The organism is Pseudomonas sp. S34 (assembly GCF_009866745.1).
Taxonomy (GTDB): domain Bacteria; phylum Pseudomonadota; class Gammaproteobacteria; order Pseudomonadales; family Pseudomonadaceae; genus Aquipseudomonas; species Aquipseudomonas jessenii.
Genome location: NZ_CP019398.1, coordinates 3,100,580 through 3,126,806, shown reverse-complemented (window position 1 = coordinate 3,126,806; position 26,227 = coordinate 3,100,580). Strand labels below are relative to the sequence as shown.

The window sequence follows — 26,227 nt, the reverse complement described above, 5'->3', positions numbered from 1 at the left end:
ATCCTTGTAGGAGCGAGCCTGCTCGCGAAGGTGTGTCAGATACGGTGATGTCTACTGACACACCATCGCGAGCAGGCTCGCTCCTACAAGGATCTTCACCGCCCGATGGATTTGCCCGACGGTCGGTTTTCACACAGAACGTCAACCGGTTGACTACAGTTTCAAGTGTCGGCAGCCAGACTGCCGCGACCGTGGTTGTTCGAAAAAACCCGGCCATGTACCGGGTTCCACCTGATCAGGAGTGCACGATGGATCTCAGCCGTCGTCAGTTCTTCAAGGTCGCCGGCATCGGCCTTGCAGGCTCTAGCCTGGGTGCGTTGGGCATGGCCCCGACGCTTGCCTTTGCCGAACAGGTGCGTCACTTCAAGCTCGCCCACACCCATGAAACCCGCAACACCTGCCCGTATTGCTCGGTCGGTTGCGGCTTGATCATGTACAGCCAGGGCGATACGGCGAAGAATGTCGCGCAAAACATCATCCACATCGAAGGTGACGCCGACCACCCGGTCAACCGCGGCACCCTTTGCCCTAAAGGCGCAGGCCTGCTGGACTTCATTCACAGCCCCGGCCGCCTGCAATACCCGCAGGTGCGCAAACCCGGCAGCACCGAATGGACCCGCATCTCCTGGGATGAAGCCCTCGATCGCGTCGCCGACCTGATGAAGGCCGACCGCGACGCCAACTTCATCGAGAAGAACGCCCAGGGCCAAACGGTGAACCGCTGGCTGACCACCGGTTTCCTCGCGGCATCGGCGGCGTCCAACGAAGCCGGCTATATCACCCACAAGGTGGTGCGCAGTCTCGGCATGCTGGGGTTCGATAACCAGGCGCGTGTCTGACACGGCCCGACGGTGGCAAGTCTTGCCCCGACGTACGGCCGTGGTGCCATGACCAATACCTGGACCGATATCGCCAACGCGAATCTGGTCCTGGTGATGGGCGGCAACGCAGCAGAAGCGCATCCGTGCGGCTTCAAATGGGTGACCGAAGCCAAGGCGCACAACAAGGCGCGGCTGATCGTGGTCGACCCGCGTTTTACCCGGACCGCCTCGGTGGCCGACTATTACGCGCCGATTCGCACCGGCACCGACATTGCCTTCATGGGCGGGCTGATCAATTACCTGCTGACCGAAGACAAGATCCAGCACGAATACGTGCGCAACTACACCGACGTGTCGTTCATCGTCAAAGCCGGCTATGGCTTCGAGGACGGGATCTTCAGCGGCTACGACGCCGCCAAGCGCCTTTACACCGACAAGTCCGGCTGGGGCTATGAGCTCGGTGAAGACGGTTTTGCCAAGGTCGACCCGACCCTACAGGACCCACGCTGCGTCTATCAGTTGATGAAGCAGCATTACAGCCGCTACAGCAAAGAACTGGCGAGTCAGATCTGTGGCATGCCCGTCGATGCCATGCAAAAAATCTGGGAGGAAATCGCCACTTGCTCGACACCGGGCAAGACCATGACCATCCTCTATGCGCTGGGCTGGACCCAGCACTCGATTGGCGCGCAGATGATCCGCAGCGCGGCGATGGTGCAACTGCTGCTGGGCAACGTCGGCATGCCGGGCGGCGGCGTGAACGCCTTGCGCGGGCACTCCAACATCCAGGGGCTGACTGACCTGGGGTTGCTATCCAACTCACTGCCGGGCTACCTCACGCTACCCGGCGATGCCGAACAGGACTACAACGCCTACATCGTCAAGCGCACGCAGAAACCGTTGCGTCCGGGGCAACTGTCCTACTGGCAGAACTACGGCAAATTCCACGTCAGCCTGATGAAAGCCTGGTACGGCACCAACGCCACGGCCGAGAACAACTGGGCCTACGACTACCTGCCGAAACTGGACATTCCCCAATATGACATCCTCAAGGTGTTCGACCTGATGGGGCAGGGCAAGGTCAACGGCTACATGTGCCAGGGCTTCAACCCCATTGCCGCATTGCCCGACAAGAACCGGGTGATGGCGGCACTGGCCAAGCTGAAATGGCTGGTGGTTATGGATCCGCTGGCCACCGAGACCTCGGAGTTCTGGCAAAAGGTCGGGCCGTATAACGACGTGAACAGCGCCGACATCCAGACCGAAGTCATTCGCCTGCCCACCACCTGCTTTGCCGAAGAGGACGGTTCGCTGGTCAACAGCAGCCGCTGGCTGCAATGGCACTGGAAGGGCGCCGACGGACCGGGTGAAGCGCAGACCGATATCCGCATCATGAGCGAGCTGTTCATACGTCTGCGTCAGCGTTATCAGGCCAATGGCGGCAAATACCCCGACCCGATGCTCAAACTGTCGTGGCCGTACAAGATCCCCGAGGAACCTTCGCCGGAAGAGTTGGCCAAGGAAATCAACGGCTCCGCCACCACGGACTTCACCGACGCGACGGGCGCGGCGATCAAGGCCAATGCGCAACTGGCCGGGTTCGGCCAGCTCAAGGATGACGGCAGTACCGCGTCCGGTTGCTGGATTTTCTGTGGCAGCTGGACTGAACTCGGCAACCAGATGGCGCGGCGCGACAACAACGACCCGTACGGCATGCACCAGCATCAAGGCTGGGCCTGGGCCTGGCCGGCCAACCGGCGGATTCTCTACAACCGCGCCTCGGCGGACCTGCAAGGCAAGCCGTGGGATCCGAAAAAACGCCTGGTGTGGTGGAACGGCAAAGCCTGGGCCGGCACCGACGTGCCGGACTACAAGGCCGACGTGCCGCCGGAAGCGGGGATGAATCCGTTCATCATGAACCCCGAGGGCGTGGCGCGATTCTTCGCCGTCGACAAGATGAACGAAGGCCCGTTCCCCGAGCACTACGAGCCGTTCGAGACGCCGATCGGCATCAACCCGCTGCACCCGCAAAACAAGAAAGCCACCAGCAACCCGGCGGCGCGGATCTTCGATTCGGTGTGGGATTCCCTCGGCGTGGCCAAGGATTACCCGTACGCCGCGACCAGTTACCGGCTGACCGAGCATTTCCACTTCTGGAGCAAGCATTGCAAGCTCAACTCGATTACCCAACCGGAGCAGTTCGTCGAGATCGGCGAAGTGCTGGCCAAGGAAAAAGGCATCGTCGCCGGCGACCGGGTACGGGTCAGCAGCAAGCGTGGCTTCATCGAAGCGGTGGCGGTGGTGACCAAGCGGATTCGTCCGCTGCAGGTCAACAATCAGGTGGTGCACCAGATCGGCATTCCGTTGCACTGGGGGTTCACCGGCCTCACGCGCCACGGTTACCTGACAAACACCCTGGTGCCGTTCCTCGGCGATGGCAACACCCAGACCCCGGAATCCAAGTCATTCCTGGTCAACGTGGAGAAAGTCTAAATGGCCAGCCAAGACATCATTGCTCGCTCGGCCACCACCACACCTGCGCCCTCGGTGCGCGGCATGGAGGAAGTCGCCAAGCTGATCGACACCACCAAATGCATCGGTTGCAAGGCCTGTCAGGTCGCCTGCTCGGAATGGAACGAGTTGCGTGACGAGGTCGGCCATAACCATGGCACCTACGACAATCCTCAGGATCTCACCGCAGAAACCTGGACATTGATGCGCTTCACCGAGCACGAGACCGACGCCGGTAACCTGGAATGGCTGATCCGCAAGGATGGCTGCATGCACTGCGCAGAGCCCGGTTGCCTGGCGGCATGCCCCAGCCCGGGGGCGATCATCAAGCACGCCAATGGCATCGTCGATTTCGATCAGGATCATTGCATCGGTTGCGGCTATTGCATCACCGGGTGTCCGTTCAACATTCCACGGATCTCGCAAAAGGATCACAAGGCCTACAAATGCACCTTGTGCTCTGACCGGGTGGCGGTAGGGCTGGAGCCGGCCTGCGTGAAAACCTGCCCGACCGGTGCCATCGTGTTCGGCTCCAAGGACGACATGAAGGAACATGCGGCAGAGCGTATCGTCGACCTCAAGAGCCGGGGTTTTGAAAACGCTGGCCTGTACGACCCCGAAGGCGTTGGCGGTACCCACGTGATGTACGTGTTGCACCACGCCGATACGCCAAGACTGTACGCCGGCTTGCCCGATCACCCGGCGATCAGTCCGTTGGTAGGGCTGTGGAAGGGCATCAGCAAACCCCTGGCACTGTTGGCCATGGGCGCGGCGGTGCTGGCCGGGTTCTTCCACTACGTGCGCGTCGGTCCGCAAATCGTCGAAGAGGATGAACATCCGGAGCCGCCGGACAACGCCGTGCACGAAGTCGATCCATCGGTGCACACCTTCGATCCCCGAGGGGAGGGCAGGCCATGAGCGACAAGACGATCCTGCGCTACACCAGCAACCAGCGCACCAATCATTGGCTTGTGGCGATTCTGTTCCTCATGGCCGGATTGTCCGGGCTGGCGCTGTTCCACCCGGCGCTGTTCTGGCTGAGCAACCTGTTCGGCGGCGGGCCATGGACGCGCATCCTGCACCCGTTCATGGGCGTGCTGATGTTCGTGCTGTTCCTCGGCCTGGTGTTTCGCTTCTGGCGCGCCAACTACTTCATCGCCAATGATCGCCTGTGGCTAAGGCGCATCGACCGGGTGATGAAAAATGAAGAGGAGGGCGTCCCGCCCATCGGCAAATACAACCCCGGGCAGAAGCTGCTGTTCTGGACTTTACTGCTGTGCATGCTGGTGCTGTTGTTCAGCGGGCTGGTGATCTGGCGTGCGTACTTCAGCGAGTATTTCGGCATCACCACCATACGCTGGGCGATGTTGCTGCATGCGCTGGCCGGTTTCGTGCTGATCCTGAGCATCATCGTGCACATCTATGCCGGCATCTGGATCAAGGGTTCGGTCAGCGCCATGTTGCACGGCAGGGTCAGCCGCGGCTGGGCCAGGAAACACCACGAACTCTGGTATCGCCAAGTGACTCAAGATGAGACCCGCGGCGAAGCGCCCAAACGACCGATCACCAAAAAGGGCTGACATTTGCCAACCATCCTTGAACCCGGAGAAATCGAAGCGGCGGCCAGTTCGCCGCCGTTTCTGTACATGCCACCGCATAACCTGTTCAGCCTGCGTGGCCAGCGCCTGGAAACGCTGGCCGAAGGGCACCCGATGGCCGATTACCTGCGCCTGATCGCCGGGTTGTGCCGGGTGCAGCAACAGGTGCTGGACGACCCGCCGCCAAGCGATCCCCTTGACCGACAACGCATCGAGTTGTGCCAGCAACACGGCTTGCCACCGTTCGCGGCCGACAGCCTGGCGCGCGAAAACGATTGGCAGCCTTACCTCGATGCCTTGCTGCAGTGCTATAGCGCGCCGTCACAATCCGCCGTGGCCGATGCCGTGGACACCTTGCGCCTGGCCGGTGCCGGGCAACGTCGTGCCTGGGCGGTGGCGCTGGTCAGTGGCCAGTATTCGCTGGTGCCGGCGGCGCTGGTGCCGTTTCTCGGTGCGGCGCTTCAAACAGCCTGGAGCCACTGGCTGTTGAGTACGCCGAACCTCGCGCTAACTCCCGGCGACAGCCTCAGCCAGTGCCCGGCCTGCGGCTCGCCGGCCATGGCCGGGGTCATCCGTCATCGCGGCAAGCACAACGGCTTGCGTTACCTGGTCTGCTCGCTGTGTGCCTGCGAGTGGCATGTGGTGCGGGTCAAATGCGTGTATTGCGAACAGAGCAAGGGCCTGGAATACCTCAGCCTTGAAGATGATCGCTATGCCGCCAACCAGGCACCGTTGCGCGCCGAAGTCTGCCCCGGTTGCAACAGTTATCTGAAGTTGCTCTATCTGGAGAACGATGCGGACGCCGAAGCGTTGTCGGCAGACCTGTCCAGCCTGATGCTCGACATGCGCCTGACCCAGGACGGTTATCAGCGTCTGGCACCCAATCTGTTGCTGGCGCCGGGAGACGAGTAACCGCAGCGTCTACACTCTGGCGCGAGGGTCATTCGTTTTCAGGAGCACCAGATGTCTGCACGCAGTGCCAGCCAACCCTTGCGTCTACCTTCCATCGACAGTTTGTTGCGTCACCCGGCGTGCCGGCCGTTGGCCGAGCGCTATGGACGCGACGCCTTGCTGGGCGCCTTGCGGCTATTGCTGGATGAACTGCGCGAAGGCGTACGGCAGGGTTTGCTCGAACCTGTGGAAGGCAGCGCCGACGTGCTGGCGGGCAGGGTCGGCGAGCGATTGGCAACCGAGCATCGCAGCCATGTGCGTCGGGTGTTCAACCTCACCGGCACGGTCTTGCACACCAATCTCGGCCGGGCGCTATTGCCCGAGGAAGCGATTGAAGCGGTGCAAATGGCCGCGCGCTATCCGCTCAACCTCGAGTTCGACCTGCGCAGCGGCAAGCGCGGAGATCGCGACGACCTGATCGAAGGCTTGATCCGCGAATTGACCGGCGCCGAAGCGGTGACCGTGGTCAACAACAATGCCGCAGCGGTGCTCTTGACCCTCAACAGCCTGGGCGCACGCAAGGAAGGGATTATTTCCCGGGGCGAACTCATTGAAATCGGCGGTGCCTTCCGCATTCCCGACATCATGGCCCGCGCCGGGGTGAAGCTGGTTGAGGTCGGCACTACCAACCGCACCCATGCCCGCGACTACGAGATTGCCATCGGCCCGCGCAGCGGCTTGATCATGCGCGTGCATGCAAGCAACTACAGCATTCAAGGCTTCACCACGAGTGTGGCGACGGCTGAACTGGCGCAAATTGCCCACCAACATGGACTGCCGTTGCTCGAAGACCTCGGCAGCGGCAGTCTGCTGGACTTGACCCGCTGGGGCTTGCCGGCAGAGCCGACGGTGCGCCAGGCCCTGCTCGATGGCGCGGACATCGTCACCTTCAGTGGCGACAAACTGCTCGGCGGACCACAGGCCGGATTGATTGTCGGCCGCAAGGAATTGATCGCCAGGATCAAGAAAAACCCGCTCAAACGTGCACTGCGTGTCGACAAAATGACCCTGGCGGCCCTGGAAGCCGTGTTGGATTTGTACCGAAACCCGGACCGACTGGCCGAGCGTTTACCGAGCCTGCGCCTGTTGACTCGGCCACAGGCCGAGATTCTCGCCCAGGCCGAGCGCTTGCGGCCGGCGCTTGCCCAAGTGCTGGGTGACGGCTGGAGCGTCAGTGCCATGCCGGCACTGGGCATGATCGGCAGCGGCAGCCAGCCGGTGGCGAGGCTGGCCAGCGCAGCGCTGTGTCTGCGCCCGCTGACGTCCAAGCGCTTGCGCGGACGCTCGTTGTTGACGCTGGAAGAAGCCTTTCGCGACTTGCCGATTGCGGTCCTGGGGCGCATCGACGATGACGCCCTGTGGCTGGACCTGAGGCAACTGGACGACGAGCCGGCATGGCTGGCACAACTCGAACAATTACAGGTGGAGGGCCGGGCAGGGTGATTGTCGGCACCGCAGGGCATATCGACCATGGCAAGACAGCGCTGCTCCAGGCGCTGACCGGTCAGGCGGGTGACCGGCGCCGCGAAGAGCGTGAGCGCGGCATGACCATCGACCTTGGCTACCTGTATGCCGAGCTGGAGGCGGATGCGCAGCTGACCGGATTCATCGACGTTCCCGGCCATGAGCGCTTCACCCACAACATGCTGGCCGGAGCGCAGGGCATCGATCTGGTGTTGCTGGTGGTGGCCGCCGATGACGGGGTGATGCCGCAGACCCGCGAGCACCTGGCGATTGTCCAGTTGCTGGGCATCCCCCGGGCACTGGTGGCGATCAGTAAGTGCGACCGGGTCGACAGCGCCCGGGTACAGATCGTGCGTGAGCAGGTCCGTACCTTGCTGGCGCCCGGAGCGTATGCCGATGCGCCGCTGATTGCGCTGTCGAGCGTGACCGGCGAGGGCATCGAAACCTTGCGCCAACAATTGCTGCAAGCCCAGCGTGAAGTACAGCAGCGCAGCACTGAAGGCGGTTTTCGCCTGGCGATCGATCGGGCTTTCAGCGTGGCCGGGGCCGGTATCGTGGTGACCGGCACGGCACTGTCCGGCCAGGTCGCGGTGGGCGATACCCTGCTGTTGGGGCCACAGGGTAAACCGGTGCGCATTCGCGGCCTGCACGCGCAAAACCAGGCCGCCGACCACGCTTTCGCCGGCCAGCGCGTGGCCTTGAACCTGAGTGCCGAACGGCTGGCCCTGGAACACATCCATCGCGGCCACTGGTTACTCGCCGAAGGCCTGTATGCGCCCACCCGGCGCCTGGACATCGACATGCAACTGCTGGCCGGCGAACCCCGGGCTTTCGAACACTTTCAACCGGTGCACGTGCACCTCGGCACCCAGGACGTGACCGGGCGCGTCGCCTTGCTGGAAGGCACCAGCCTGGCGCCCGGTGGCCGGATGTTTGCGCAACTGCTGCTCAACACAGCGGTGCATGCAGTGAAGGGTGATCCGCTGATCCTGCGTGACCAGAGTGCTCAACGAACCCTGGGCGGCGGCCGGGTGCTCGATCCGTTTGCCCCGGATCGGCAACGCCGCAGCCCCGAACGTCTGGCTCAACTGGGTGCGCTGGCGAACAGTGCCGGGCTGGAAGATGTTTTGCCGGCGTTGCTGGCCCACAGCGACACAGGACTCGATCCGCAGCGCCTGGAGCGGCAGTTCAACCGACCGCGCAGCAGTTGGGTGTTGCCCGCTGACGTGCGCCTGATCGATACCCGTCAAGGCCCATTGCTGTTCAGTGCAAGTCGCTGGGGATCCTTGAAAGCGCCCTTAGTGGATCAGCTCGCGCATTTCCATCAACTCGAACCGGATCAGATGGGGCCGGACCGGGATCGCTTGCGTCGATTCATCGGCAGCTCGCTGGAACGCCCAACGTTTATCAGCCTGCTCGACGAGTTGTTGGCCAGCGGAGACATCGCCAGCAGCGGCCCGTGGTTGCACCTGCCCGAACATCAGGTGCGCTTGAGCGAAGAGGACGAAACCCTGTGGCTACAATTGCAGCCGCTATTCGAACAGGCCGGATTCGACCCGCCCTGGGTGCGCAACCTGGGACATGACGAAGCCAGCGTCCGCGCACTGCTACGCAAGATGGCGCGCCTGGGCTTGTTGCACCAGGTGGTACGCGACCTGTTTTACACCGACAGCATGATTCGCCGATTGGCGGCTATGCTGTTGCAACTGGCGGACGCCAACCCGGTGATTCAGGTGACGGCGTTTCGTGATGCGGTGGGCCTGGGGCGCAAGCGCAGCATTCAGATACTGGAGTATTTTGACCGTGTCGGCCTGACCCGGCGCTTTGGCGATCGTCGGCAGATTCGCCTGGACAGTGCGCTGGCCCAGCGAAATGAGCTTTGATTCAGAGGCAATCATTCAAGGAAGGCAATCGCGCCCGGTGGCGCGGCCGGGCTTCAAACCCGGTTGGGGACGGCATCCGTTCCCGGGCAGGTTCGACTCCGGCTGCCTTCCGCCAATCAACCCCACACGTTCTGACTCAACTGAATCCCCTGTGGGAGCGAGCCTGCTCGCGATGGCAGTTGGTCGAAGCAACACATTCGTCCAGTTTTTACACGGGGGTTGTGAAATGGATCGTCAGAGATTGCGCTGCGCTTCCATGCGATTGGCCTGATCCAGGCCCCACTGGCGAGCGGTATAACTCCAGATTGCCTCAAGGTCACCCTCTGCGGCAGGCGTCAGACGATATTCAGCCATGCGCGGTTAACATTCTCTGTTTGAATGCAACTGGATCGAATGGCCGAGGCTTTCCGCTGGATTCACCTTCCCGAAGGGCGGAACGGATCGTTTCGAGTTCAGCGCTGCGCTCCTGTTCACGACGGATCAGATCGCGAATGTATTCGCTGTCGTTGGTGTAATGGCCCGCTTCTATCTGCGCTTTGATCCAGTTGTCTTGCTGGTCAGTCACGGTGATGGTTTTTCGTACGGTTCCCATGAATGGGCCTCCACGGAGATGGTCGACTGCGTGCAAGTTATCATACTATTGGTGCGGTTTCGAGCAGCCGGGCCACTATTGCAAACCTTCCAATCCGAACAGAATTTACAGCTTTGCGGCAAGCCCGCTCCAACAATTGAATACATTCCAAACATTGCCGCGTGGTTTGCTCAGAACTCCAGCGGGTACTCAATCACTACATATATCCGGTCTATGTCATCACCCGCCTGCGCCTCATTGGCCCGATGCGAAACGTGTGACACCTGTACCGACAGGTCCTTCGCCGCCCCCGTTTGGACGATGTACTTCAAATCAATGTCCCGCTCCCAATGCTTGCCGCCATCCCCTTGTTGCGGCACGAAGGTGCCGGTCGCCGGGTCGAACGGGTTGTAGGCCCCGCCTTGTGGTGCATGGGTGCCGTCGATCTGGTCGCCGGTGACGTAGCGGGTCATGAACTTCAGGCCGGGTATCCCGAAGGCAGTCAGGTCCAGGTCGTAACGAACCTGCCAGGAGCGTTCGTGGGCGCCGTTGAAGTCGGCGTACTTGATCGAGTTGGCCAGGTAGATGGAATCGCCACCGACGAAATCGAATGGCGTATCACCGTCGACTTTCTGATACGCCAGGGTGAAACCATGGGCGCCCAGCGCGTATTTACCGGACAGGCTGTACGCCGTGTTGTCGATGGCGCCGGCCAGCGCCTGACCAGTGTCCCTGGTGTGATAGAGGTTGGCGTCGAGGAACACCCCGGACTGCTTGAAGTGCAGGTTGCCGTAGTACTGATGCCAGGTGTCGGTCAGATCCGAGGCATACAGGGCGCCGCCAACCGGGCTTTGGGTAAACAGATCGGCACCGACAAACGAAATGCCGCCGGCCTCGGTATTGGCGCCATAACCGAAAAAGTTGCCCTTGCCTGAAGCACTGTCTTGATTCTTGAATGCCGTGAAGTGACCGGCTTGCAGGTTCATGCCGTCGATTTCGCGGCTGTTGAGCAGAAAACCTGTGGCGTACTCCGGTTGCAGGCGTTTGTCCGCGGTATCGAACACCGGGGATTCGACCTCCATTTCGCCAAACGCCAGGGTGGTGTTCGATGCCTTGAGCTTGATCGCGCCGCCACCGCTGGAGTAATTGCTTTCGCTACGACCGTCACTGCCCACGGGCAGCAGACCGGTTCCGGAATGGCCTTTGCCACCGTCGAGTTTCAATCCAGCAAAGGCATGGGCATCGAGACCGAAACCAACTGTGCCCGGCGTGAAACCGGATTCAAAAGCGCTGATAAAACCTTGAGCCCATTCGGCTTTGTAGTTTTTTCCGGTCGGTGAGGGGGATCGATAGTCGCTGTTCAGATAAAAGTTTCGACTGAGCACGCCAAGGGTTGAGCCCTCGAAAAATCCTTCTGCGCCTTGCACCGATTCCTCGGCCGGTGCGTGGTTGGCCAGCAGGCAGAAAAACAGGGCAACAGGCGCCCTGAAGTCTTGCAGGGAAAGGATCATCAATGGGTCACCAAAGGGGCAGGGTTATGCCAGGTTCTGCCTTTGCAATGGCCATGACACTGTCCTTACTTGGGGGGAGTGAGGTGGTCATGGTTACGTAGATCGGGTCGGGAGTATTGAATCGGTGTGCTGTCTTTGATGCCTGGTGCGCAAAGTGGTTAGAACCCCCAATTGGGCTGTCCATCGGCACGGCCCTGCAAGCGGTCGGCTATCGATTATTCTGGTAATGAGGCAAGCGCTGCCGGCCGAGGAGGGGACGCAATCATGTCTGCACAGGATCGAGAACTGCTGGACCAGGTGCTTGCCGCCCATGGCGGCCTGGTGCGCTGGAACAGTTTCAATAAGGTCTGCGCCACGATCGTCACCGGCGGCTCGCTCTGGGGCATGAAAGGGTTGACCCAGGACAGCGCGCCACGCCAGATGACCGCGTGGCTGCATGAACAAAGAGCCTCGGTGAAACCCTTCGGCGCACCGGAGCAATTCACGGCCTATACGCCGAACCGAATCGCCATCGAGAATACCGCGGGCAAGGTGATTGCCGAGCGCCATGCGCCCCGGGCATCCTTCAAGGGCCATGGGGAACACACGGCGTGGGACCCGTTGCACCGGGCCTACTTCAACGGCTATGCGATGTGGTCCTACCTGACCATGCCCTTCCTGTTCACCTTGCCGGGAGTAACCTGCGAAGAAATCAAGCCCCTGCAAGAGGGGGCCGAACTCTGGCGGCATTTGCGGGTGCATTTTCCCGACAGCATCGCAACCCACAGCACCATCCAGGACTTCTATTTCGGCGATGACTTTCTGCTGCGCCGCCACGACTACAGCGTCGATGTGAGCGGCGGCATGCCCGCTGCCCAACTGGTTGGTGACTACGTTGAAGCCGACGGATTGCGCATGCCGGGCAAGCGGCTAGCCTATCGACGCAAGATCGATGGGCAGGTCAACAAGGAGGCGTTGCTGGTGTCGATCGACTTGAGTGATATCCATTACTCGTAGCAAAAAGTCGTGTCTTGGCGTAAACCGGCGGAGCGCGAAGCCAGCCATCGTGTCCTGTGGGAGCGAACCTGCTCGCGATAAGGCCGGCACATCCAGCATTGATACTGGCTGACACTCCGCCATCGCGAGCAAGCTCGCTCCCACCTTTGTTTTGTGGTGTGACAAGCATTTGTGGACGTCACTGAAACCTGTGGGAGCGAGCTTGCTCGCGATGAGGCCGGCACGTCCAACATTGATATCGGCTGACACTCCGCCATCGCGAGCAAGCTCGTTCCCACCTTTGTTTTGTGGTGTGACAAGCATTTGTGGGCGCCACTGAAACCTGTGGGAGCGAGCTTGCTCGCGATGAGACCGGCACGTCCAACATTGATATCGGCTGACACTCCGCCATCGTGAGCAGTCTCGCTCCCACAGGGTTTAGGGGGGATTCCATGCCGCCAAAATGAAGTGAGCGCCACCCGGACGCTCATTTTTTCAGATCCTGTTCATTTGGTTTTCACCACCGCCGGTGGGGTCCAGTCACCGTCGAGGACATCGGCTTGCGGCCAGTAGGCGCGGATGTACAGCGAGAATTCGGCACCTTTGGGCGAGGGCAGCCAGTTGCTTTCCTTGTCCTTGCCCGGTGATTCACTTTGCACGTAAATGGTCAGCGAGCCGTCAGGATTGGTTTGCAGGGATTTGTTCTTGGTGCCGATGGAGTAACGCTTGAGCTCGTTCGGCGAGAAGAAGTGCTGTTCGTTGTACAGCGTCAGCGACCAGAACCCCCTGACTGGCGGCAGCTTGCCTTTGGCGAACGTGACGCTGTAGCCGTACCGGCCGTTGAGGCGCAGGCCGTTCTCATCCAGGTCCTGGTAGAAGTATTTGGTCTCTTTCTGCTGGTTCACGAAGATGTTCGAACGCGCGACGGCGGTACGGGTGAAATAGTCGGTGCCGAACGCTGCACCGTTGCTCACGGTGCTCCAGTGATTGGGCAATTGCAGACCGTAGTTGCGGAACTGCAACAGCGGGTCGATCACTTCGCTGTCGGTCTTTTTCGCCTCGTCGATCATCGCAGCGCGAAGTTGCGGGTCGGCCTTGGCGATGGCCGCGAGGGCGGCCATTTGCGCGTAGCGGGCTTCTTCCCCCGGCAATGGCTTGGCGTCCTTGAGCAGGGCCGGCAGCTCATCGAAGAACTTCTCCGGCACCACCCACCTGGTTTCGGCATTGCCTTCAGAAGCCTGGGCCGGGAATTTCGGCAGCCTGGCCCAGTTGCGCTTCTTCATTTTGCCGTCGTATTGCGACAGCGGGTACATGTCGATGCCCGACAAAGCCGGCTGCACGGCCTGGCGGTCGGCGGCGGTATCGTCCTGGAATACCCGAGGGATCACGAACCCGGTGTTCGTACGCGCCCGGTACACCCGCTTGATGCCGGGCGGCACCTTGCCGTTCCAGTCCGGGCCGACCAACAGGTAGAAACCCGGTTGGGTGTTATACATTTTGCCCATCTCGACGAAGCTGTCCGAACGCAGGTCCACCACCTGATACACCCAGAATCGGCCGTCGAAGTCCGGCACTTGCAGCACCACCGGCTCAATGTCCAGGGCGATGCTGCCGGCGCCGTACACCACGTCCTGGTTCGGACAGGCCACCAGCCGCTCGGCCGGGTCGATGTAGTCGCTGAGCATCGACAGCCGATTGATCGGGGCCACGGGTACGATGCCACCCATCAAGCCGGGTTCCGGCAAGTTCTTGAAGGCCTGGCGACGATTGAAGATATTGGCCATCGGCCAGGCCCAGAAATACGCCTCGCGCGCCATCATGCGCACATACGGTTCGGTTACTTTGGTGCCGGCGACAGGGCCTGAGACAGGGCTGGCGACCGGAGCGGCAACAGTGACTTGCGCTGCGTAACCCGGCGTACTCAACAGGGCTGCGGTTGTGACCGTACTGGCGAAAGTCAAGGCGAGGAGGGCATGACACCGGGGTAAACGATTCATGAAGCGTCCTTACTTGTCGGCAGTCACCGAATGCAGGTGATTCGCTCTCAAGATAGCTCATCCTTTACCCCAGTGCTGTTCAGCGCAGGCGCGAGGGCCTCAGATCGACCTCAAAGATGATCGGCATCAATCACCGCCTTGGCGAACGCCTGCGGATCTTCCTGCGGCAGATTGTGGCCGATGCCACCATTGATCAACCGGAACTCGTATTTGCCGGTGAAGCGCTTGGCATAGTCTTCAGGCGCCGGGTGCGGTGCGCCGTTGGCATCGCCTTCAAGGGTGATGGTCGGCACGCTGATGGACGGCGCCGTGGCCAGTTTCTGCTCCAACGCTTCGTACCGACTTTCGCCCTGGACCAGGCCCAGGCGCCAGCGGTAGTTGAACACGGTGATGTCGACATGGTCGGGGTTTTCCAACGCCTTGGCACTGCGGTCGAAGGTGGCGTCATCGAACGCCCATTTCGGCGAAGCCAGTTGCCAGATCAGCTTGGCGAAGTCATGGGTGTTCTTCTCGTAACCGGCGCGACCACGGTCAGTGGCGAAGTAGAACTGATACCACCACTGCAATTCCGCCTTGGGTGGCAGCGGGTTCTTGCCGGCCGCCTGGTTGCCGATCAGATAACCGCTGACCGAGACCAGCGCCTTGACCCGTTCCGGCCACAGTGCCGAGACAATGCCGGCCGAACGCGCACCCCAGTCGTAGCCACCGAGCACCGCTTGCTTGATCTTCAGGGCATCCATGAAGTCGATGACATCACTGGCCAGTGCAGCCGGTTGGCCATTGCGCAGGGTTTTGTCGGACAGGAAATGCGTATCGCCATAACCCCGGGCATAGGGCATCAGCACCCGATAACCCTTGGCGGCCAGCAACGGCGCAACCTCATCATAGCTATGAATGTCGTACGGCCAGCCGTGCAGCAGGATCACCACCGGCCCGTTGGCCGGGCCTGTTTCTGCGTACGCCACGTCCAGCAGCCCGGCGTTGACATGCTTGAGCGGGCCGAAGGGCGAGGGCGCCGCCTGGGTGGTACCGGCAGGGACCACGGCTGGCTGCGCGGTGGCGGCCGTTTGCGCGTGGGCCGCACCGAGCACGCCGAACAGCGTCAGCGCGAGGATCGAAGGGCCGACCAGGTGGCGGCGAGTCTTGCCGGATTTGCTGTTGCGCAGTGCCATCTTCATGGGATGTCTCCATTACCAGCCGTGGGTCAGGGGTTCCGTCCGAACCCCTTCAAACCTTACGTGTATTCAAGCGCGGCAACGTATCTGGCCTGTGTCCAATTGCAGGCCGGATGAAAGTCTGTGTATCGAGGTGTCACGCCGATACACTGTAATACACAACAGGTCAGACACTGGAGGGGGGGCAGGATCAGTATGAAGGCTAACTCGACTAAAGCACTATTTAGTCGAGTTATGTTGGCAAATGCTTCGATTATGCCAATAACGTTGCGATTTAAAGGCAGGGAGACAAAATGAATCCAAGCACCACGAAAATTGCAGAGCTGATCAAAACCCTGGCCCTTGATCCCCATATCGAAGGTGGTTTCTTTCGCAGAACCTACCAGTCGGACGACCAGAACATGATTCTGACGTCCGCTGGCCAACGGCATTGCATGACGTCGATTTTCTATCTGCTGACCCAGGACGCTCCAATAGGTCATTTCCATCTGAACCGGTCAGACATCGTTCATTACTATCATCTGGGCGATCCGATTCAGTACACGCTGATTTTTCCGGACGGCGCATTGAAAACCATTGTGATGGGTCACGACGTTCTCGCCGGACAATGCTTGCAACTGCATGTGCCCGGTGGCATCTGGAAAGCTTCGCAGGTGATGCACGGTGCAGCAGGATTCGGCTTGATCAGTGAAGCGGTTACGCCAGGCTTTGATTTCGCGGATATGGAAATGGGTGACCGGCAAAAGCTCGCTCAGCAGTTTCCTGAGCATTGGGCATTGATCGAAAGGCTGACGCGAGGATGAGGTGGTAGCTTGCTTCAAGATCTGTGAGAGTCTGGGCCAATCTGGCCATATCGTATTACGTGTAATGTATATTATGTTAAATGTTGTATTGAAGCAGATCCCCGCCTCAGTCGCGCGCTGGTTCCAATCCTCATTCCACATCGCGTAGTGCTGCGCAGTGGGCACCTGGCTCTCCAATGTGAAGCGGTAAAGATCGCGCTCTCGAATTTGCTCGATGGTCATTCGTGCAAATGCCTCGGCTAGCTTTTGCTTGGCTGTGCTGTCCTTTAAAGGCATGCCATGACCCCGATGAACAACGAACGCTTCTCCAAAAACTTTAGGAACTGCTTTTCCATCTGCTCCGGGATGGTCAAGCACCTCAATTTCAATTCCTAAAAGCTCTCGAGTGGCATCTGCATGTAGATAACTTTCCATTTCATGCTTGATGGTCAAAGCCCCCCAAGATCCATCAGTACGCGTATTCACCTCTTGGACTCCGCATTATGGAGTATTCGACTCAGGTTCTTGAACGCCGTAACGTCGTTCGGTCCCTCTACGCATAACAACACTTTGACTCGCAACGTCACTGAATGCATCGGCCCCCATCTGAATACGAGGTTCACCGGTAGTCACTTCACGCAATACATAACGAATACTGTCCACGGGCAACTCCGACGCGAAACCAGGACTGTGTGTAGTCAGGATGACTTGGCAGCCCGGCTCGTTTGCAAGCGACTTGAAAGACTCGATCAGGATCTTTTGATTGGATGCGAGTTTCAGGCCGGCGCCTGCCCCCGGCAGAATCACGCCCCGGCTGAACAACCCGTAATCGGCGTCGCCGATGAAGTAGCTATCGCCCAACGGGCGTGACCCGAGGTGGGCCTCGTGCAGCGCCTGTAGTACGCCTTCCCAATCCAGTACCGATTGAATCTGTTGCGCGCTGATCATTTGCATTGTGTGTTTCCCAAGCATGAATAAGGCAGAGCCCGCCGTTCGCAGGGCCTGCCTGTTTGTTCAGGTTGCCGCTGGACGATCGGGCATCATCCGCCGATTACCAGCACAGGTTTACCAAGGAACGCCCTGTCGGGCGTCCCCCCCAAATCCGGCGCGGACGAGGCGACCATCTAGCCGCCCTTGATCACCGGCCTAAGTATCCGGAAGGAACCGAATAGTGCTGCCCTTCTCGTGAGAACGCGCTCATCGAGTAAGCTCTTTACCCCGCCACTAAAAAATCGCCAATGCAGCGCCAAAGAGACTTTCATCGGGCACTACGCCAAGCCCAACGCCCTTAGGTCGCTTAATATGGCCGCCCTCAATACGAATACCGTTTTCTGGATCGTAGTGGCCTTTGATAAACGGAGCCGCTAACCAGACACCCTCAAGCAGTTCAGGCGCAACCGTCGCACCAATATGGGTGCAGGCAGCCGCAATAATGTCTCCGCCCCAAGAGTCGTCGCAGGTATGAGGCAGATTCCGCGCCGCACAAAGGTCGCGGAATGCCCGCATCGGATGCAACCCACCGATCCGAGTGACCTTCATCCCGAAACCATCAACCAATCCGGTGCCAGCGGCTGTAATGGCGGTATTCAGATTGATACCGCTTTCATCCATATAAATGCCGTGGCTGACTTGCTGCCGGATTTTTTGCAGGTCCTCGATAGTGTTGCAAGGCTGCTCCATGATGAAGGGAATATCCGGACATTCGCGGCTTATCCGCAGGGCATCGCGGGTGGTCAAACTCCGATTGCCATCGATGGCAAGTCGCATACCCGAACCGCGGATCACTTCCCAAACTTTGCGGATGGTTTCAACGTCTTCTTCGACCGCTCTGCCGCCGACTTTGACTTGAAGACGCAGGTAGCCCTCGTCAAGTTTTTCCGCTGCGAGACGGGCTGTTTCATCCGCTGCGCCAATAACGGTAGAGTAGTAAGATGGCACGCGATCCGTCACAGCGCCCCCCAGCAAATCGGAAACACTGACACCAAGATGCTTGCCCAGTAGATCATGCGCAGCGATATCTATAGCGGCTTTGGCGTAATTGTGGCCAGTAAGCAAAGTGTTCATGCGCCGATGCAATGGCACCGGCAACACCTCAGCACCGATCAAGCCTGGGGCCATTTCTTTTAGTGCTGCCAACGCTCCTGCGGAGTGACATTCGGCATAGGTAGGACCTACCGGACAGGTTTCGCCCCAGCCGTACAGACCATTGTCGGCCACCAATTTGACTAGCGTAGTAGACAGAAACCAGACTTCTGAGAGGGCCATTTTATAGGGCCCGTTAATGACCGGCAAATTGTACTGATACAAATGGACTTCAGTAATTCTCATTGATCGATCTCCGGAATGGTGAGGATGAGCTTCCCAATTAACCCCTTACTCAGGAATTCCTCATGCGTTATATAAATTTCCTTTAGAGGAAAAGTTGGCAGATTTGGCCTGCGCCAGTCAGGCCGCGATCAGCATGGTGCTGTCGCAGGCGGAACATCTAATAGCCTTTAGACCGATCAACCACATTCAAGAGAGGCACTCCCTCACACTCTCTTCGGAGATTCTCAACAATCACAGCCACACTACCTTCAATCTGCACATCGCTTGCAATATGTGGGGTCAGGAGCACTTGAGGGTGTTTCCAGAGTGGGTTGTCTTGAGTGGGAGGCTCTTGTACCAAAACATCCAGTACGGCACCTCCAAGACGGCCTTCATCCAACGCAGAAAGCAGATCCGCTTCTACAACGTGGGCGCCACGTCCCACGTTAATCAGTCCAGCGCCATGAGGGAGACAATCGAGCCTTGCTGCATTGAGTATCCGGTCTGTTTCGGGTGTCAGCGGCAACATGTTCACAAGGATGTCGCACTGCCCTAAAAACTCCTCTAATTCGTCCGGGCCGACGTAACAGCTACCACCTGGCACCTCCTTCGAAGAACGATTCCAGCCACTGAGCTGAAATCCCAATGGCTGAAGGCGATCAAGCGCGGCACGTCCGAGATTGCCAACCCCCATGACACCAACACGCCGCTGTGAAGCATGCACGATTGGTCGAGGTTGCCAGCGAGCACTTCGCTGATCCTCTTGGTAAGCAAGGATGTTTCGATGCAAGGCAAGAACACCAAACAGAACATACTCAGCCATGATGTCAGCCATCGAGCTGTCTACCAGCCGTATTAGCGACACGTGAGCAGGCAAACTAGCCAAATCGAACTGATCAACTCCAGCCCCGGCAGCGTAGATGAGCCGAAGATTACCAAACTGCTCCGAAAGTTTGGCAAGAGGCTCCCAAGCCAGGATGTAATGCACCTCTGCCGGGTCACCGATATCAGGCCATTGGCGGAACTCTAGTTCAGGGGCGAGCGTTGACAGGCAATCTCGCCATTTCTGCGCATCGGCGGGGTCGGCCATGTATAGGATGCACATAGAAAACTCCCTATTCGCCTTTCAGATGCGCATAGCTATCAACGAAACGCTTAAATTTGTGTTTGCCACAAGTGTACGCTTCATACTTTGCGGGTAGAGCCTCACTCACGCAGGTTGGCACAGGCTCAACAACCGCATCAAAATCCAAATCAATAAAGAAAGGTATTGAATAGCGCTCTAGACCGCTAGTATTTATGACGCGATGCATTGTCGATGTGTAGCGATCGTTGGTGAGGGTTTGAACTAGATCACCAATGTTGACGATAAAAGTGCCTTCAACGGGTGGGGCGGTAACCCACTCCCCTGCCCGGTTCTTGACTTGTAAACCGCCAACTGTGTCTTGAGACAGGACTGTCAGGAAGCCGTAATCCGTGTGAGCACCAATACCGATCTCTTCCAGGGAGACCTTTCCTGCCTGAGGCGGATAACGCAAAACTCGCTGAATAGTGATGGGTTTGCGTTGGCGTTGTTCAAAATAATTTTGCGGCAAGTCCAGACTCAGCGCGATGCCGCCGATGAGCATTCTCGCAAGCGCCAATACAGCTGAATGATAAGCCTCGGCAACCGTTTCGAATTGCGGCAGTCCGGATGGCATTTGATTAGGGCCAAAAAACGGAGAAACCTCATCGTAATGGGCTCCGTAATCAAAGCACTCTTTGAAGTCGCGCGTATTAGCAGGGTCTACGTTTTCCGCATACATCGGGATGTAACCACGTAGCGTAAGCCCGGAGTTCACGATGTTAAGTGTGTTCTTCTCCTCGGATGGAAGCTTGAAAAAAAGTTTGGTGAGCCTGTACATCTCATCTATCAGTTGCTGCGAAACGCCATGGTTTTTTATATAAAAAAAACCCACTTTTTCGCACGCTTCACCTATCTGGCTTGCCACCCGCAGCGGATTTTCGCCGTTTATGAGTGGCGAAATATCTATGACCGGGATTTCAGTGAACGCAGTTTGTTTGCTGGCCAAACGAACATCAAATAACTCAGTCACGCTTCTCTCCTTTCTAAATGGATGACAGACGCGGACGAGCCACACTCGTCCTTGTTTTGACGGATGTTAATCCTGGTTTTTTTGGCACGCAAGCAAAATGTACACCTGTGTCATCGATCGTTGACACAGGTGTACATTTATCCTAATTTTAAGTCACCGAGTCTGATGAAGCCCACTTTGGAGCGCACCACGATGTCCAGCGATCCCTTGCTGCAACCCTATAAAATCAAGAATCTGACCCTCAGAAACCGGATCATGACCACCTCCCATGAACCGGCCTACCCTGTGGACGGCATGCCCAAGGATCTCTACCGCGCCTACCACGTGGAGCGCGCCAAAGCCGGTGTCGCCCTGACCATGACTGCCGGTTCCGCTGCCGTATCCCGAGACAGCCCGCCGGTGTTCAACAATGTGCTCGCCTACAAGGACGAAGTAGTCGGATGGTTGAAGGACCTGACCGATGAATGCCACGAACATGGCGCGGCTGTGATGATCCAGTTGACTCACCTGGGCCGTCGCACCCGCTGGGACAAGGCCGACTGGTTACCGGTGGTGTCGCCATCACATCGGCGGGAGGCTTCACACCGCTCCTTCCCGAAGAAAATGGAGGAATGGGACATCGAGCGGATCATCAAGGACTATGTAGAGGCTGCGGAGCGCATGAAGGCAGCAGGTCTCGATGGCCTGGAGCTTCAAGCTTACGGGCATTTGATGGACCAGTTCTGGTCGCCGTTGACCAATGACCTCGACGGCCCTTACGGCGGGTCGCTGGAAAACCGCATGCGCTTTACCTTCGACATCCTGCGTGGCATCCGCCAGCGGGTCGGCGAAGATTTCCTGCTTGGGGTTCGCTACACCGGTGATGAAGAATTGCCCGGTGGCTTTACTGCCAGTGAGGGCATGCAGGTTTCTCACATGCTCAAGGACAGCGGACTGGTCGACTTCCTGAACGTAGTGCGCGGTCACATTGATACGGATGCCGGCCTGACTGATGTCATCCCGATTCAGGGTATGCGCAACTCGCCCCATCTCGACTTCGCTGGCGAGATCCGCTCCTCAACTGGCTTCCCGACCTTCCACGCAGCGAAGATTCCCGATGTCGCCACCGCGCGCTACGCGATCGCCTCGGGCAAAGTGGACATGGTGGGCATGACTCGCGCGCACATGACCGATCCGCACATCGTGCGCAAAATCATCGAGAGGCGCGAAGAAGACATTCGCCCGTGCGTGGGCGCCAACTACTGTCTGGATCGCATCTACCAGGGCGGCGCGGCCTACTGCATCCACAACGCAGCGACGGGTCGGGAAACCACCATGCCTCATGACATTCCCAAAGCCGCAGTCAAGCGCAAGGTGCTGGTGGTCGGTACCGGCCCTGCTGGGCTGGAAGCGGCGCGGGTCGCCGGTGAGCGTGGCCATGACGTGACGGTGCTTGAAGCCGCTGACCAACCCGGCGGGCAGATTCGTCTGACTGCGCTGAGTGAGCGGCGTCGTGAGATGATCAGCATCATTGATTGGCGCATGGCGCAATGCGAACGGCTGGGGGTGAAGTTTCACTTCAATACCTGGGCCGAAGCCGACACCGTGCAAGCCTTCGAGCCAGACGTGGTCATCGTTGCGACCGGCGGCCTGCCGGATACCGAGGTGCTCCGCAAAGGTAACGAACTCGTGGTTTCAACCTGGGACATCATTTCCGGTGACATCAAGCCCGGTCGCAACGTACTGATCTTCGACGATGCTGGGGATCATGCCGCCCTGCAGGCTGCCGAGGTCATCGCGCAAAGCGGTGCGAGAGTCGAAATCGTCACCCCTGACCGCTCGTTTGCACCTGAAGTCATGGCCATGAACCTGGTGCCCTACATGCGCAGCCTGCAGGACCTGGAGGTCACCTTCACCGTCACCTACCGGGTCGATACCGTGGAAAAACGTGATGGCGGGCTCGTTGCAACCTTTGGCAGCGATTACGGACAGGTTCACAAGCAGCGCGTGGTCGATCAGGTGGTCGTCAACCATGGCACCCTTCCCCTGGACGACTTGTACTTCGAATTGCGTCCTCTCTCCACCAATGGCGGCGCGGTAGAACAGCATGACCTGATCGCCGGCACGGCACAGAACATCGTCACCAACCCCGAAGGACGCTTCCAGCTGTTCCGGATCGGTGACGCCGTGTCTGCTCGCAACACCCACGCTGCCATCTACGATGCTTTGCGCCTGGTGAAAGAAATCTGAATCCGAGCCTCCATTCTTGATGGAGCGGAGGCTCGCCATGAACAAGAGGGAAACCATGTCAGCAATGACCATTAAATCGAAGGCGGCAGTCGCTTTCGGCCCAGGACAGCCGTTACAGTTGGTGGACATCGATGTCGCACCGCCCAAGGCTGGTGAAGTACGGGTACGAATCGTGGCAACCGGTGTCTGCCACACGGATGCTTTTACCCTGTCGGGCGACGATCCCGAGGGGATCTTTCCTGCCGTGCTGGGTCATGAGGGCGGAGGGATCGTCGAGTCAATAGGCGAAGGCGTTACGTCATTGTCGGTCGGCGACCATGTGATTCCGCTGTACACGGCCGAGTGCCGGCAATGCAAATTCTGTCTGTCGGGCAAGACCAACCTGTGCCAGGCAGTCAGAGCGACACAGGGCAAGGGCCTGATGCCTGACGGAACATCGCGCTTCTCCTTTCAGGGCCAGCCTGTGTTCCACTACATGGGTTGCTCGACCTTTTCCGAGTACACGGTACTGCCGGAGATCTCCCTGGCCAAAATCCCCAAGGATGCGCCGCTAGAACAGGTGTGCTTGTTGGGCTGTGGCGTGACCACAGGCATTGGTGCCGTACTCAATACTGCCAAGGTCGAGGCTGGGGCAAGCGTTGCGATATTCGGGCTCGGCGGGATCGGGCTGGCGGCCATCATCGGCGCGAAAATGGCCAACGCCGGGCGAGTCATCGCCATTGATATCAACCCGGCCAAGCGGGATGTTGCCCTATCGCTCGGCGCGACCGACTTCATAAATCCCAAGGACTATGACAAGCCCATCCAGGACGTGATTGTCGAGCTCACCGATGGTGGCGTGGACTATTCGTTTGAATGTGTCGGCAACGTCAAGTTGATGCGAGCTGCTCTGGAGTGCTGCCACAAGGGCTGGGGCGAATCGATCGTCATCGGTGTCGCCGGTGCGGGCCAGGAAATCAGCACCCGCCCTTTCCAACTGGTGACCGGGCGCGCCTGGCGCGGCAGCGCGTTTGGTGGGGTCAAGGGCCGCACTGAACTTCCCAGCTACGTCGAGAAAGCGAGCACCGGGGAAATTCCGCTGGAAACCTTCATTACCCATAACCTCGGCCTTGAAGACATCAACAAGGCTTTTGAATTGATGCATGCCGGGCAAAGCATTCGCACCGTCATTCATTTCTGACCAAGGCACTGCCGTGATAACGGCCAGCGCTCACACCCGCATCACAACCCCAAGGAAATCAGAATGTCTGTTTTTACCCATGTCACTGTCGGTACCAATGACCTTGCCAAAGCACGGAATTTCTATGATGGCGTTCTCAAAGAAATTGGTCTCAACCGTGTTGCCGACCTCGATGAATCCGGCTCCATCTGGGGCGTGGATAAACCGTCGTTCTTCGTGCTGAAACCCGCCAATGGCAATCCTGCCAACGTTGGCAATGGCGTGACTATCAGCTTCGAAGCTCCAAATCGCGCAGCGGTCCATGCATTCCACGAAACCGCACTCGCCGCCGGTGGTACCTGTGAAGGCCAACCGGGTTCGCGTAACTGGGCAGAAAATGCCTATGCCGCTTACGCTCGGGACCTTGATGGCAACAAACTGGCTGTCTATTGCTTCAAGGCCGAATAATCGCAACCGTCTGACGCCTTTTGCAGTGAAGGCCCTTCAGCGGGCCTTCACTGTAGTCCCCTGCCCTGGCTACATTCCCCGCCGTGCAACCTCAGCGCCTGCCTTCACTGCCTGCCCCACAATGGACTCGATGTTCTGATCGGCCATCGACTGCAGCGCTGCCGCCGTCACGCCACGGTAAGCCATCAACGACTCAATCATTTGCTGCGGATCGCGGCTGGCAAGCATCTGACCGCCCCCCACTACTACGCCTTGTGCAGCGCGCTGCGCGATGACAAGGGGAATTCCCGCAGCCACCGCCTGATTAGTCAGTGCCATTTGCAACATTGCCGGGAAAGCCGGCCCAGTCCCGGACAATGCGCTGAGGTAATCGATACAGTCTTCATTAGGCACTTCGTCCGCTGAACCTACGCACTCGAACAGTCGCTGCACCCACTTGCGGTCGCGCTCTAGAAGGTTTCCGGCACTGTACCAAGGCGTGAACGACTGCCTGATTTCCACGGCTGCATTCGGCATGGCCCGCACCACTGCATCCGCACCAGTGGCCGCGCTGATGGCTGCCGCCGGTACTCCAGCCATCAGGGAAATCACCAACTTGCCGCGGGCGTTGATCTGCAGTTCACGAAACTGCTCCGGCCGGATGGACAGCACGACAATATCGCTGAGGTCCACCAACTGCTGGTTGTCGGCCAGCAGTCTCACGCCTGGCTCGAAGGTACTGACGCCGGAGCGGTTCGAGATCAACAAATGGTCAGGCTTGATGAAACCGCTATCAAGGAGCGCCTCGGCGATTGCACGCCCGAGCCAGCCAGTGCCCCCAATGATGCCCAGGGTTCTATTCTCCATCGGCAGGGGACTCCTCGAATGTATCGACCAAGGGAACGAAAACACCGGGCTCTTTTTCTGCGTAGCCGAACTTTCCATAAAAGCGGTCCAGCTCGCGCCGCTTCGGTACTTTGCCGGTAAACACGCTCACGTACTGAGGAATCCGTCGAAATCGAACGACGATATCTTCATTGGTTTTCATGGAGATGTAGCCGATCTGCGTGAGGTAGATCGTCCTGGCCCGAACGTCGGCCCCCTCTGCGTCGTAGCCAAACCGTCGGAACATCGCGGCCAGGGCATTCATCCGTGCTTCATCGGCTAAAGCGATTTCAGCTGTGACCTCGTCCGATTGCAGCGCCCAACTGCGCACGGCAAATTCGAATTGCGAGTCGAACAGCTCAGGGTTCACCCAGCACTCGAAGACGTTGAGAATCGCTTCGGAAATACTTTCTGCGTAACTCTCGCATTGGCTGACCATACCGCCGGTGTTCTTATCCCGCCATCGAGCCAGGAGCGCCGCGAGCAGCTGTTCCCGATCTTCATAGAACCAGTAGAAGCTGGTACGAGACAAATTCAAGCGTTTGGCCAGCGGCATCACCCGCACAGCATCCACACCCGACTCTTTAAGAGCATCGTAGGCCGCGTCCAGCCAAACATCGACAGAGCCTCGCCAGCCTGCGTCCTGCGCTTTGGTTTTCGCCCTTCCTGTCTGTGACATTCGGGTGCACCTTTAATTTGAAAATTCTTCTCCACTGTACACCGCAGGATCCGTGGCGTACACGGTATGTACATAGGCGTACATTTTCGAGACGCTCGTTCACCAAATCAAGTGAGCATGCCATCAATGGACCCGAATCAATTCACTGGTCAAAAAAACGCGGATTCCACACAAAAAAACGCGGCG

General features: G+C 58.8%; 22 protein-coding genes and 1 tRNA gene. 12 read left to right on the top strand and 11 right to left on the bottom strand.

What is annotated here, in order from left to right:
- Positions 1–248: 248 nt before the first annotated feature.
- The 7 genes from fdnG (at position 249) to PspS34_RS13890 (ending at position 9,343) form a co-directional block, all read left to right on the top strand.
- The gene (gene fdnG, locus PspS34_RS13920) at positions 249–3,314 is read left to right on the top strand and encodes a formate dehydrogenase-N subunit alpha (protein ID WP_159389946.1); all 3,066 of its coding nucleotides are present in this window, start codon (positions 249–251) and stop codon (positions 3,312–3,314) included.
- The gene (gene fdxH / locus PspS34_RS13915) at positions 3,315–4,250 is read left to right on the top strand and encodes a formate dehydrogenase subunit beta (protein WP_057714811.1); all 936 of its coding nucleotides are present in this window, start codon (positions 3,315–3,317) and stop codon (positions 4,248–4,250) included.
- A complete protein-coding gene (locus tag PspS34_RS13910; RefSeq protein WP_057714812.1) occupies positions 4,247–4,912 on the top strand; it encodes a formate dehydrogenase subunit gamma in 666 nt (221 codons plus the stop codon). The genes fdxH and PspS34_RS13910 overlap by 4 nt, the downstream gene beginning before the upstream one ends.
- 3 nt (positions 4,913–4,915) lie before the next feature.
- On the top strand, positions 4,916–5,842 hold the full coding sequence (fdhE, locus tag PspS34_RS13905; protein ID WP_159389945.1) for a formate dehydrogenase accessory protein FdhE: 927 nt from the start codon (positions 4,916–4,918) through the stop codon (positions 5,840–5,842).
- A 51-nt stretch (positions 5,843–5,893) separates the two neighbouring features.
- Positions 5,894–7,324, top strand: coding sequence for an L-seryl-tRNA(Sec) selenium transferase (selA, locus tag PspS34_RS13900; protein WP_159389944.1), 1,431 nt, complete (start codon positions 5,894–5,896; stop codon positions 7,322–7,324).
- Complete coding sequence (gene selB, locus PspS34_RS13895; RefSeq protein ID WP_159389943.1) at positions 7,321–9,228, top strand: selenocysteine-specific translation elongation factor; 1,908 nt, start codon at positions 7,321–7,323, stop codon at positions 9,226–9,228. Before selA ends, selB begins: the two co-directional genes overlap by 4 nt.
- Positions 9,229–9,247: 19 nt before the next feature.
- Positions 9,248–9,343, top strand: a tRNA-Sec gene (locus PspS34_RS13890).
- Between the two features lie 119 nt (positions 9,344–9,462).
- Here the strand turns inward: PspS34_RS13890 and PspS34_RS13885 are convergent.
- The 3 genes from PspS34_RS13885 to PspS34_RS13875 all read right to left on the bottom strand — a co-directional run bounded on the left by PspS34_RS13885 (position 9,463) and on the right by PspS34_RS13875 (position 11,310).
- Entirely contained in the window at positions 9,463–9,582 is a 120-nt protein-coding gene (locus PspS34_RS13885; protein WP_202982169.1) for a type II toxin-antitoxin system RelE/ParE family toxin, read from the bottom strand.
- Positions 9,575–9,820, bottom strand: coding sequence for a type II toxin-antitoxin system ParD family antitoxin (locus tag PspS34_RS13880; RefSeq protein WP_102670266.1), 246 nt, complete (start codon positions 9,818–9,820; stop codon positions 9,575–9,577). Before PspS34_RS13880 ends, PspS34_RS13885 begins: the two co-directional genes overlap by 8 nt.
- Positions 9,821–9,990: 170 nt before the next feature.
- On the bottom strand, positions 9,991–11,310 hold the full coding sequence (locus tag PspS34_RS13875) for an OprD family porin (protein ID WP_159389942.1): 1,320 nt from the start codon (positions 11,308–11,310) through the stop codon (positions 9,991–9,993).
- A 264-nt stretch (positions 11,311–11,574) separates the two neighbouring features.
- On the opposite strand from PspS34_RS13875, the gene PspS34_RS13870 reads away from it, so the two are divergent.
- The gene (locus PspS34_RS13870; RefSeq protein ID WP_159389941.1) at positions 11,575–12,306 is read left to right on the top strand and encodes a hypothetical protein; all 732 of its coding nucleotides are present in this window, start codon (positions 11,575–11,577) and stop codon (positions 12,304–12,306) included.
- A 485-nt stretch (positions 12,307–12,791) separates the two neighbouring features.
- On the opposite strand, the gene PspS34_RS13865 is transcribed toward PspS34_RS13870, so the two are convergent.
- Entirely contained in the window at positions 12,792–14,282 is a 1,491-nt protein-coding gene (locus tag PspS34_RS13865) for a DUF1214 domain-containing protein (RefSeq protein WP_159389940.1), read from the bottom strand.
- 110 nt (positions 14,283–14,392) lie between these two features.
- The gene (locus PspS34_RS13860; protein WP_154909062.1) at positions 14,393–15,460 is read right to left on the bottom strand and encodes an alpha/beta hydrolase; all 1,068 of its coding nucleotides are present in this window, start codon (positions 15,458–15,460) and stop codon (positions 14,393–14,395) included.
- Positions 15,461–15,750: 290 nt separating this feature from the next.
- On the opposite strand from PspS34_RS13860, the gene PspS34_RS13855 reads away from it, so the two are divergent.
- Positions 15,751–16,260 carry a cupin domain-containing protein gene (locus PspS34_RS13855; protein WP_159389939.1) on the top strand — a complete coding sequence of 170 codons (510 nt, stop codon included), beginning with the start codon at positions 15,751–15,753 and terminating at the stop codon, positions 16,258–16,260.
- Between the two features lie 480 nt (positions 16,261–16,740).
- On the opposite strand, the gene PspS34_RS28400 is transcribed toward PspS34_RS13855, so the two are convergent.
- From PspS34_RS28400 to PspS34_RS13835, 4 genes are all read right to left on the bottom strand, one after another.
- Positions 16,741–17,193: a hypothetical protein gene (locus tag PspS34_RS28400; protein WP_202982168.1), complete on the bottom strand. Its 453-nt coding sequence runs from the start codon at positions 17,191–17,193 to the stop codon at positions 16,741–16,743.
- Between the two features lie 270 nt (positions 17,194–17,463).
- Positions 17,464–18,567, bottom strand: a complete 1,104-nt coding sequence (locus tag PspS34_RS13845) for a mandelate racemase/muconate lactonizing enzyme family protein (protein WP_159389938.1) — start codon at positions 18,565–18,567, stop codon at positions 17,464–17,466.
- A gap of 157 nt (positions 18,568–18,724) precedes the next feature.
- Positions 18,725–19,636: a glyoxylate/hydroxypyruvate reductase A gene (locus PspS34_RS13840; RefSeq protein ID WP_238786602.1), complete on the bottom strand. Its 912-nt coding sequence runs from the start codon at positions 19,634–19,636 to the stop codon at positions 18,725–18,727.
- A 25-nt stretch (positions 19,637–19,661) separates the two neighbouring features.
- Entirely contained in the window at positions 19,662–20,642 is a 981-nt protein-coding gene (locus PspS34_RS13835; protein WP_159389936.1) for a 2-oxoglutarate and iron-dependent oxygenase domain-containing protein, read from the bottom strand.
- Between the two features lie 192 nt (positions 20,643–20,834).
- On the opposite strand from PspS34_RS13835, the gene PspS34_RS13830 reads away from it, so the two are divergent.
- From PspS34_RS13830 to PspS34_RS13820, 3 genes are all read left to right on the top strand, one after another.
- On the top strand, positions 20,835–22,871 hold the full coding sequence (locus PspS34_RS13830) for an NADH:flavin oxidoreductase (RefSeq protein ID WP_159390395.1): 2,037 nt from the start codon (positions 20,835–20,837) through the stop codon (positions 22,869–22,871).
- 64 nt (positions 22,872–22,935) lie between these two features.
- Positions 22,936–24,051 (top strand): S-(hydroxymethyl)glutathione dehydrogenase/class III alcohol dehydrogenase, encoded by a 1,116-nt coding sequence (locus tag PspS34_RS13825; RefSeq protein ID WP_159389935.1) that lies wholly within the window; start codon positions 22,936–22,938, stop codon positions 24,049–24,051.
- Between the two features lie 63 nt (positions 24,052–24,114).
- A complete protein-coding gene (locus PspS34_RS13820) occupies positions 24,115–24,498 on the top strand; it encodes a VOC family protein (protein WP_159389934.1) in 384 nt (127 codons plus the stop codon).
- Between the two features lie 69 nt (positions 24,499–24,567).
- On the opposite strand, the gene PspS34_RS13815 is transcribed toward PspS34_RS13820, so the two are convergent.
- Both PspS34_RS13815 and PspS34_RS13810 read right to left on the bottom strand, forming a co-directional pair.
- Complete coding sequence (locus PspS34_RS13815; RefSeq protein WP_159389933.1) at positions 24,568–25,344, bottom strand: pyrroline-5-carboxylate reductase dimerization domain-containing protein; 777 nt, start codon at positions 25,342–25,344, stop codon at positions 24,568–24,570.
- The gene (locus tag PspS34_RS13810) at positions 25,334–26,041 is read right to left on the bottom strand and encodes a TetR/AcrR family transcriptional regulator (protein WP_150813134.1); all 708 of its coding nucleotides are present in this window, start codon (positions 26,039–26,041) and stop codon (positions 25,334–25,336) included. Before PspS34_RS13810 ends, PspS34_RS13815 begins: the two co-directional genes overlap by 11 nt.
- Positions 26,042–26,227 lie beyond the last annotated feature (186 nt).